The organism is Paenibacillus sp. 4624 (assembly GCF_050435065.1).
GTDB lineage: Bacteria > Bacillota > Bacilli > Paenibacillales > Paenibacillaceae > Paenibacillus > Paenibacillus amylolyticus_D.
In genome coordinates, this window is record NZ_JBNDJR010000027.1 from 18463 (window position 1) to 28461 (window position 9999).

Genomic DNA, 9999 nt, shown 5'->3' on the forward strand with positions numbered 1-9999 from the left:
CTGAACTGCATAGAACTTTTTTACATGAAACTTCACTTGAAACATCATTATTTCTTGCGATCTTCATCGGTCGGATTCATCATTTCAGGACGTCTTCTCATCATATTAAGCGGGGCACGGATGACAAAATCCTTCCAATCGCTCAAATGATATGGAACCGCTGGCGCTATATACGGTACCCCGAAACTGGAGAGTCTGGCCAGATGTGTGCACATCAGCAAGAAAAACATAACCACGCCATACAATCCCATGACTGCAGCACTGAACATTGCAGCAAAGCGCAACAATCGCAAGGTCAGTCCTGCACTGTATACTGGAATGGTAAAGGACGAAATGGCCGTGACTGCTACAACAATGACCAGGAACTGACTGATAATCCCCGCCTGTACTGCCGCCTGACCGATAATTAAACCTCCAACGATTCCCATTGCAGGTCCGATGGGTTTGGGCAGACGAATCCCGGCTTCCCTTAGAATCTCAATGGACAGCTCCATAATCAAAGCTTCAATAATCGAAGGAAAGGGCACGCCCGAACGGGTTTCAATAATCGTCAGCACCAGTTTCGTTGGAATCAGACCTGGATGGAACGAAATAAAAGAGATATAAAGCGCCGGGGCAAGCAGGGCTAACATCGCTGCCATAAAACGTAGAATTCGAAGGAATGTACTTGGAATCCAGCGTTCATAGTAATCTTCTGGAGATTGGAGCAGCATGCTGAACGTAACCGGCACAACCAGAACAAACGGAGTGCCGTCCAGCAAAATAGCTACACGCCCCTCCAATAAAGCACCGATCACACGATCAGGCCTTTCCGTATTCAAAACCTGCTGGAAAGGACTCAGAGCATCATCTTCAATCAATTGTTCTACATAACCTGACTCCAGCATCGAATCCATATTGATACTCTTCACACGTTTTATAACCTCGGTCACGAGTTTAGGGTCGGCAATATCCTGAATATAAGCAATAGCCAATTCTTTTTTGATCCGGCTGCCCACTTTAAGCTTTTCAATAAACAAGCTCTGATCGCTTCCATAACGTCGTAAAATGCCCGTGTTATCACTAAGCTCCTCTGTAAAACCGATACGCGGTCCGCGTAGCAGACCTTCAGATAAGGGTTCATCCACCCCGCGTGTCTTTAAACTGGACGTTCCGATCAGCATAGCTCCCGGTATGCCATCCACCAACAAACCGTTTTTCCCCACCAATACACCTGATGCAAGCTCCTGTAGAGATTGTGTCTCCTGAATCTCACTGACGGGAAGAATTTGAGTTTTCAGATACGTGGACAGGAAGTCTGCTTGTTCAGGATGAAGAAAACTTTCCTGTTTGAGCTCAGGTATACCCTTGATCATTAAAGGTTCAATTAAATATTTGTCGATCAGATCTGTGTCCGTAAGCCCTTCGGTATACATGATCGCCACTCTCGTATCCGTTCCTCGAATGGTGAACTCTCGAATATGTACATCTGCATTTTTGCCAAACGTCTCTCGAACCGTTATCAGATCTGTCGTGTGTCTCCCGGTTAGCTTAATGTTGGCATAGTGCCCGGTTTCCGTCCCTGGTCCGATGCCAGCTTCAGCTGGTGAAATGTCCTTCGGCGAAGGAATCGTTTTATTTTTGCGAGAGAAGCTTCCCCGTTTGATTGCTGTATGGAACCAATTGGTTATGAAATACAGAACAATCGGTACGATAAAAACCATAAGTGCCTGTGCCCAGATCGTCCATTTCGGTACATAAGATAAGATCGTTGACCACACCCTCCATTCATCCTCCCTTCTCTGTAAAATCAAACCACAGGTATTCCCGGCTTATTGTGTCCTGTTTGCCCATAAAAATTCCGTGAATTTGGCAGGATATGCAATGGAACACTTTCCTTCCTGATGGTTAACAACCGCTTACGATTTGCAGAAAAATGATCCAAACAGCAAAAAACGATCCTGCTAAAAGCACAGAATCGTTCTGGAATTCATACCGTTTTTAATTTTCACTTACACAATTCGAGTCACATGTTGTGCCTTATCATCCAATAGATGAGCTGCGGCCGCGATCGTTTGGAAATCATTTAACGCAATTTCAATTTTTTCGTGACTCTGTTGCATGTAGTCTTCTACCTTTTTCGTACCATTGGTAATATTGGTAATCTCTTTAGTAATGCCCGTGACACTGTCACGAATCTCATTAATTGAATTCTCCACCATGGCTGACAGCTTACGTACTTCTTTCGCCACAATATCGAATCCTCGGCCGAACTCTCCTGCATGTGCAGCCTCAATGGCTGCATTCAGCGCGAGCAGCTGTGTCTGAGAAGAGATTTCCCGGATGGTTCGCACCACGCCTTGAATGGAACCGGCCTGTTCTTGCAGATGCGTAAGTGTAGACTGGTTCGTTGCAGATACTTCCGAGATATAAGAAAAGCTGGACATCAATTCATGGCTCCGACCAATCCCAGCACCCGCCTGCTCATTCAGTTCTTGAGATAAGGCCTTCAATTCCTGAACAACGGTTGTAATGTTATTCTGGCGCTGTGTAATATCGGTAGCCATCTTGCAAACGCCAAGCACCCTCTGATTCGACTCATCAAACACGGGCATATACGTAGCTTCGAGCCATACCGATTGGCCTTTGGCATCCATACGCTCAATCTTGTCCTGAAAGCTGTTTCCGCCCAAAATACCTCTCCAGAACTCCTCATACGCCGGACTGTCTGTAAACTTTCCAAAGCATAACTGGCGATGCTGCATACCGTACATCTCTTCCTTCGTGTACCCCATTCTTGAAGCAAATACATCGTTCACGTATGTAACCCTGCGATTTAAGTCGAAGCGAATAATTGCCAAACTTTTCTCCATCGCCTTGACCACTAACTCGTCCGTCACCTGATCTTGACGCCCAGTCTCCAATAAAGACATGCAAATCCCCCACAATCCGTCCCATAGTCAATAAAGTGTTGCAATTGAATTACTTAATACCGTTCGATAAAAGTGCATTCCTGCGATGCGTCGACTCCTAGTAAATGATACCCGAATTCGGGACTTTTGGATCACAAATTTGCATGCATCCCAAAAAATATTTTTTTATGTACATACAACCTTCATACTTAGGGTACTACGGGCTTGTTCTTATCCTAATTCCATTGTTCTCTCCAGTTCAATTTTCACTATCTATAGGAAATTAGAGCAACACAAAAAGCAAGTTATGGGTAATCATAACTTGCTTTTTTCTAGCAACTTCAAACTAAACTTCAAATTCAAATATATATAAACGCAGCATAAAATCATTTCAAAACTTAAAAATCATGTACCGTTACACAAAGCTGAATGACAACACCAAACGGATCACGGATAATCCCGTAGCCGGGACTAAATTCATTCTTTGCATAAGGCACAAGTACCTTCACCCCTTCATGTTGCGTCAACGCCTCATAAAGTCCATCCATTTGGCCTTGCTCCTGGGATTGAATGCACAGCGATGTACTGTTTCCCAGTTCCCACGGTCTCTCCGCATCCATCGCTTCCTCCGCAATCATAATTTTGTTCGCTCCGATCTCCAGCACCGAATGTGTAATATACTCATCCTGACCGTCAGGATACGTAAAATCGGGACTCATCTGCTTCATTTCTTTGTAGCTTTTTCGGAATAATACTTTCGCACCTAACGTTTTTTCGTAAAATGTAATCGCTTCTGCCGCTTCTCCGTTCATCGAGAGAAAGGGAATGACTTCAACATTCATATGACTTGCCTCCTTCATTCGTCTGCCTTACACTTATCACTATAACGAGGATAGGTGCCAATACATGGCACCTTTTAGGGAAGGAGATGTGGACAGATGAAAAAGACTGAGCGTCTACACCATATGCTTCGCTTTATTAATCAAAAACAGCACTTCACGCTGCATAACTTAATGCAAGAGTTTCAAATATCCAAACGAACCGCCTTACGGGATATTGCGTCTCTGGAAGAGATGGGCGCACCCATCTATGTGGAGTACGGACGTTATGGCGGTTACCGTCTGCTCCAGCAGATGCAACTGCCTCCGATCTCTTTTAATACAGATGAGCTTCATGCCTTGTATTTCGCTATGCAGGCTCTTCGCAGCTTCAACAGCTTGCCTTTTCGAACCACATTTGAATCTGTTCATAAGAAATTTATGGCGGCATTATCAGACAGACAGCAAGAAAACATTCATAACATGCAACAGCGTGTTGCTTTTAAACACACTGAACAAATTAAGGACAGCTCCTATCTAGAGCTTCTATTGGAAGCTGCGGTGCAGCAGGTAGTCATGCAGATTACATATCCTTACAAAAATTCAGAACCCATTTCCAGAATAAAAACCAGTCTCCGTGTTATACAACCTATTGCTTTATATGCCAGTAAAGGGTACTGGTACTGTCAGGCATACGATCTGAAGAAAAAAGCGTACCGTGTATTTCGCTGTGATCGAATCATGTCGGCTGTATTAACGGATATCGAACCTGTCGCACACCTTGCTGACATCCATAGTGAACATCTCCAATCCCTATGGAAACCTTCCGAACAAGCTATCTCGTTTCAATGCAAGATCAGCCAGGCTGGCATGGAGCAATTTAAGCAAAACCACTATCCCTCCATACGCCTTAAAGAACAAGACGGCGTGAAGCTGCTTATCGGAACCTATGAACCTCATGAACTAGATTTCATTGTGAGCTACCTTGCAGGCTATGGGACTTCCATTAAGATTGTTGAGCCTGAGATGTTGAAGGAATCGTTGAGACAATACTATTTGAATTTGCTGGAGAGTATTTAATGTTAATAAAAAAACACCCGGCAGGGTGCATGCCGAAAGAAATACGGCATACCCCCAAGCCGGGTATAGGATTAGAACATAATATCGATCGCCTCTAGCTCATCTTGTTCCTGTTCGGATTGTCCTTTCAGGGAAATATCCTTCAGCAACATCGAAGGCTGTTCGCAAATCTGGCTGATGATGACGAGCAGATCCTGAGCGAAATTATCGATCAGATTGCGTGTAAACAACTTGGTCGCATATTCAAACTGCCCGGTCATTCCCTCATCCAGCATCGAAATAATTAAAGTCAGATCGAATTGAGCAACCGTATGCTTTTCCGGATACGATTCGATCTGGATCTCCCCGAAACTTTGAACGTTATCTTCCTTCGTTTCCAGAGCAAACATGACATCGAATACAGGATTGCGGCTTAGGTCTCGCGGTACCTGAAGTTTCTTCACAAGTTCCTCAAACGGATAATCCTGGTGATCATAGGCCCCGAGCATCGTTTCTTTGACTTCGTTCAAGTAAGCAAGGAATGTCTTCTCCCCCGACGGATAATGGCGAATGGCCAACGTGTTGACAAACATTCCGATAAGTGGCTCCAGGTCGGTATGTGTGCGACCCGAAACCGGTGTGCCTAAAATGAAGTCTTCTTGCCCCGAGTACTTGCTGAGCAGGATGGAATAGGCCGCCGATAATACCATATAAAGAGTGGCGCCGTTCTCACTAGCCATGCGTTCCAAGCTTTCCGTCATCTGCTTGTCGATATTGAAAGGCAGCACATCGCCCTCAAAGCTGCGAGTAGCAGGTCTGACAAAGTCCGTAGGCAGTTCAAGCGTTGGTAACTCACCTTCCAGCACGTCCAGCCAGTAGGCTTCCTGACGTTTCAGCTGTTCTTTTACAGGCTCAGACTGCTGCCAAGCAGCGTATTCCTTGTATTGAATCCGAAGCGGTTCAAGAGTCTCGCCGTTATACAAGCGCAACAGCTCTTCGACGAAGATGCCCATCGACATGCCATCCGTGATGATATGATGAATATCAAGCATAAGCAAGTGCCGTTCCGCTTCCCATTCAACTAAGCCCACACGCAGCAGCGGCGGCCGCTCCAAATCAAAGACTCGCACAAATCCGTCCGCGATACTTTTCGTTTCACTTTCTGTCGCTTGGGTGTACTCGACGGCAAACTCCAAGTTCGGATAAATTCGTTGTACAGGTTCACCGTCGACCATTTCGAAGCCGGTTCGCAAAACTTCGTGACGAGCGATTAATCCTTTGAGCGCGGACTCGAATTGATTCCGTTCCAAACGCCCGACGAGAACCGTCATGCCGGACATGTTGTAACTAAGCTCCGCGCCCTCCATCTGCTGCTGGATGTACAACCGTTTTTGCACGGAAGAAAGAGCGTAGTAATCTCTCTGATCCAGAACCGGAATGGAGCGGTGTTCCTGCCACTCCAATTGACTGATAATTTCAGCCATCGACTCAATCGTCGAGTGCCGGAACACATCGCGCAGCGGCAAGTCTACGCTCAACTCCTTGTGCACCTTGCTAACCAGCATTGTCGCCCGAAGGGAGTGCCCGCCAAGGTCAAAGAAGTTGTCCGTTACACCTATTGTTATTGATCCGAGCACGTCCTGCCAGATGGCGACGAGATTCGCCTCTAGCTCAGTGCGTGGCGCCACGTATTCACGTCCTCCTCCAGCTCCTTCTTCTGGCGCTGGCAACGCCTTCCGGTCAACTTTCCCATTCGGCGTTAGTGGTAAGTTTTCCAGTTCTACAAAGTACGATGGGATCATGTACCCCGGCAACTCCTGGGCCAGTGCGCCGCGCAGATCATTCACTGCCAGTTCCGTTCCTGTATCCGGTGTGTAATATGCACATAACACTTTCTGCCCGTTTGTATCATTTCGAACCAGCACCACGGCTTCGCGTACGCCTTTCACCTGTAGCAACTTCGCTTCGACTTCGCCCGTCTCAATCCGGTAGCCCCGAATTTTAGCCTGATTGTCGATTCGACCAATGAAGTCCACATTGCCGTCTTCCGTCCACCGCGCCAAGTCTCCCGTGCGATACAACCGCTCACCCGCTGCGAACGGGCTGTCTACGAACTTCTCTTCCGTCAATTCTGGACGGTTCAAGTATCCGCGCGAGACCCCAACTCCGCCGATAACCAGTTCGCCCAGCACCCCGACAGGCACGGGATTCAAATGTGCATCCACAATGTAAAACTTCGCATTTAGCCACGCTTTGCCGATAGGCACATGCCCTGTCTCCGGAAGCACTTCCAGTGGCTCGTCGTAGAAACTGGAGTCGATCGCTGCTTCCGTTACACCGTAAGCGTTGATGATACGGAACAATGATCCGAAGCGTTCCTGCAAGGTACGATAATCGGTGACGCTGCAGCTGTCCGAACTGGTGATGAGTAACTCCATCTGACTCATATCCAGCTCTTGCTCATGCACATATTCCATAAACGGCACAATCAGCGCTGGCGTAGATTCAAAAATGGTCACTTGCTCCTGCTCAATCCAGTGGTGCAAACGCGATGGATCGATCCGGTCGTCCTTCGGCACGATCACCATCGTGCCTCCGTTGTACAGCGTGCGTGCGATATCGCCCACGAACACGTCAAACGAGAAGCTGGCCAGCTGCAATAGCCGCACCGGGAACTGATCCAACTTATATTCCCGACGGTAGCCTGCCGCCGTATTGACCAGGCTGCGGTGCTCGATCATGACGCCTTTGGGCTGTCCTGTCGTTCCCGACGTATAAATCACGTAGGCCAGATCCTCTGGCCGGGCTTCGTGGAAATCGTCCTTACCAGAACTCACCGGCGCATTGGCCCGCTCCTCGCTGTAGGTTGCTTCGTCGTCGAGATACAGCACCACACCCAGCGCCAGTTCCTCTTCGCCCAGCCAAGCTTCGGCACGCTCTCGCAGTGGCGTTTGCGTAAGCAGTACCTTCGCTCCGCTGTCTTCGAGCATGAAGCGCACGCGGTCTGCCGGGTAATCCGGGTCGAGCGGTACATACGCGCCGCCTGCTTTCCAGACAGCCAGCACGGCTACCAGCAAATCCACCGAACGTTCGGCAAGAACGCCGACGATGGATTCCCGGCCAATGCCGCTTATCCGTAACGTAGCCGCCAAACGGTTCGCCCGTTCATTCAGCTCCGCATACATTAGACGGTCTTTTTCGTACACAACGGCCTCTGACCCAGGCGTACGTTTTGCCTGTTCCTCGAACAGACGATGGAACGTAGCCGCAGGAGCAGTCTCCACTTCTGAATGCTCCGGGTTAAACGCACAGAGAATTTGTTCTTTCTCAACAGAGGTTAGGATATCCAATTCGGCAATGATCCCTGACGGGTTACGGAGAATGGATTCGAGCAGTTGCAAGTAATGAGATGCCATTTTCTCCACCGTTTCGGTTTTATATAGAGCTGTGGCATATTCAAACAGATATTCCAACCCGTCCTCCATCTCAGTGACGTCTAAACTTAGATCGAATTTAGAAACAGTCTCTTCACTGGCGTACGTCGATAAACGGAGTCCAGGAAGCTGAATTTCTAAATTCTCTGTATTCTGCAAAGCAAACATCGTATCAAATAACGGATTACGGCTTAGATCGCGAGCCACGCCCACCTTATCCACGAGTTCTTCGAACGGATAATTCTGATGTTCAAAAGCACCCAGCGTTGTCTCCTTAATTTCCTTCAAGTAATCAAGGAACGTCTTATCGGCAGAAGGATAACTGCGAATAGCCAAAGTATTTACGAACATGCCGATCAAAGGCTGAACGTCACTGTGATTTCTTCCCGCAATCGGCGTACCGACAACCACGTCCTCTTGTCCTGTGTATTTCTGCAACAATATCGTATAACCAGCAAGGAGAACCATGTAAAGTGTTGCGCCGTTCTCGGCTGCAAGCCGTTTCAGCCCCTCGCTTTGTTCGTTATTCATAAACAATTGAAGCGTGCGGCCCTCGTAACTTTGCATTGCCGGGCGAGGATAGTCTGTCGGCAATTCCAAAACCGGCAGCTCTCCGCGGAACATGCCCAGCCAGTAGGCCTCCTGCTTGGCAAGCTGCGTCTTCTGCTCGTCTGATTGTTGCCATACCGCGTAATCCTTGTACTGAATGCGGAGTGGATGGAGCGGCTTACCGCTGTACAAATGCACGAATTCTTCGATTAGTACGTCTATTGAAACGCCGTCAGATACGATATGATGCGTATCAAACATCAGAATATGCCGGTCCGGCGCCAGTTCGGCAAGGCCTACACGCAGCAGTGGCGGCTTAGCAAGATCAAAAGGTCGAACGAATTGGCGTACCGTCTCTTCCGCTTGATCTCCGGTGATCTGCACATATTCCACTTGGAAAACGACTTCATCATAAATCCGCTGAACTGTCTCGCCGTTTACCATCTCAAAGCCAGTACGCAGTGTTTCGTGACGAGCTACGAGTTCACGGAAGGCTTCCGTAAACCGCTGCCGGTCAAGTTCACCTTCAAGCAACATAGCTCCCGGTATGTTGTAACTCAGCTCGGCTCCTTCCAGCTGATTCAATATATAAAGACGTTTCTGAGCGGAAGAGAGCGGATAATGTGCGCTCGGTTCGGCAACCGGAATAGCTGTGAACGAGCCGATCTCTAGTTGCTCCATAGCCAAGGCCATTTCCTCAACCGTGGAGTAGCGGAATACGTCGCGAAGTGGAAATTGTACACCCAGTTCTTTATGCATTTTGCTGACCAACGTTGTCGCCCGCAGCGAGTGTCCGCCCAGGTCGAAGAAGTTGTCGGTTACGCCCACGGCCTTCTCCCGAACAAGCACCTCTTGCCAGATAACAGCCAGCTTGGCTTCCAGTTCGGTTCGCGGAGCCACGTATTCACGACCTCCGCCCGCTTCCGGTGCCGGCAGCGCCTTCCGGTCGATTTTCCCATTCGGCGTCAGAGGCAGCTGCTCCAGTTCAACGAAGTACGACGGAATCATGTACCCTGGCAACTCGCTTGATATTGCCCGTTTCAGGTCTGCCGCGGTCAGTCCTTCTTCCGCAGTATAATAGGCGCACAACGCTTTCTGACCTTCTTGATCTTCCCTCACCACAACGACGGTTTCCTTCACGCCCGTTACACGCAGCAACTTCGCTTCGACTTCGCCCGTCTCAATCCGGTAGCCCCGAATTTTAGCCTGATTGTCGATTCGACCAATGAAGTCCACATTGCCGTCTTC

Annotated in this window: 5 protein-coding genes; 1 reads left to right on the plus strand and 4 read right to left on the minus strand. The window is 48.3% G+C overall.

All coding sequences use genetic code 11. The features are described from left to right. Positions 1 to 47: 47 nt before the first annotated feature. The 3 genes from ABIE27_RS30660 to ABIE27_RS30670 form a co-directional block, all read right to left on the minus strand. Complete coding sequence (locus ABIE27_RS30660) at positions 48 to 1760, minus strand: spore germination protein (RefSeq protein ID WP_429352200.1); 1713 nt, start codon at positions 1758 to 1760, stop codon at positions 48 to 50. A gap of 231 nt (positions 1761 to 1991) precedes the next feature. Further along, positions 1992 to 2912, minus strand: coding sequence for a methyl-accepting chemotaxis protein (locus ABIE27_RS30665; protein ID WP_123065961.1), 921 nt, complete (start codon positions 2910 to 2912; stop codon positions 1992 to 1994). A gap of 377 nt (positions 2913 to 3289) precedes the next feature. Continuing rightward, on the minus strand, positions 3290 to 3733 hold the full coding sequence (locus ABIE27_RS30670) for a VOC family protein (RefSeq protein ID WP_123065962.1): 444 nt from the start codon (positions 3731 to 3733) through the stop codon (positions 3290 to 3292). Positions 3734 to 3829: 96 nt separating this feature from the next. On the opposite strand from ABIE27_RS30670, the gene ABIE27_RS30675 reads away from it, so the two are divergent. Beyond that, the gene (locus ABIE27_RS30675; RefSeq protein WP_429352201.1) at positions 3830 to 4789 is read left to right on the plus strand and encodes a helix-turn-helix transcriptional regulator; all 960 of its coding nucleotides are present in this window, start codon (positions 3830 to 3832) and stop codon (positions 4787 to 4789) included. Between the two features lie 71 nt (positions 4790 to 4860). Here ABIE27_RS30675 and ABIE27_RS30680 read toward each other — a convergent pair. Continuing rightward, on the minus strand, positions 4861 to 9999 hold a 5139-nt coding region (locus tag ABIE27_RS30680), incomplete at its 5' end, for an amino acid adenylation domain-containing protein (protein ID WP_429352202.1).

Excerpts from the sequence above, each read along its gene's own strand:
- ABIE27_RS30670 (WP_123065962.1), bottom strand. The coding sequence starts at position 3,733 with ATGAATGTTGAAGTCATTCCCTTTCTCTCGATGAACGGAGAAGCGGCA.
- ABIE27_RS30675 (WP_429352201.1), top strand. The coding sequence starts at position 3,830 with ATGAAAAAGACTGAGCGTCTACACCATATGCTTCGCTTTATTAATCAA.
- ABIE27_RS30665 (WP_123065961.1), bottom strand. The coding sequence starts at position 2,912 with ATGTCTTTATTGGAGACTGGGCGTCAAGATCAGGTGACGGACGAGTTA.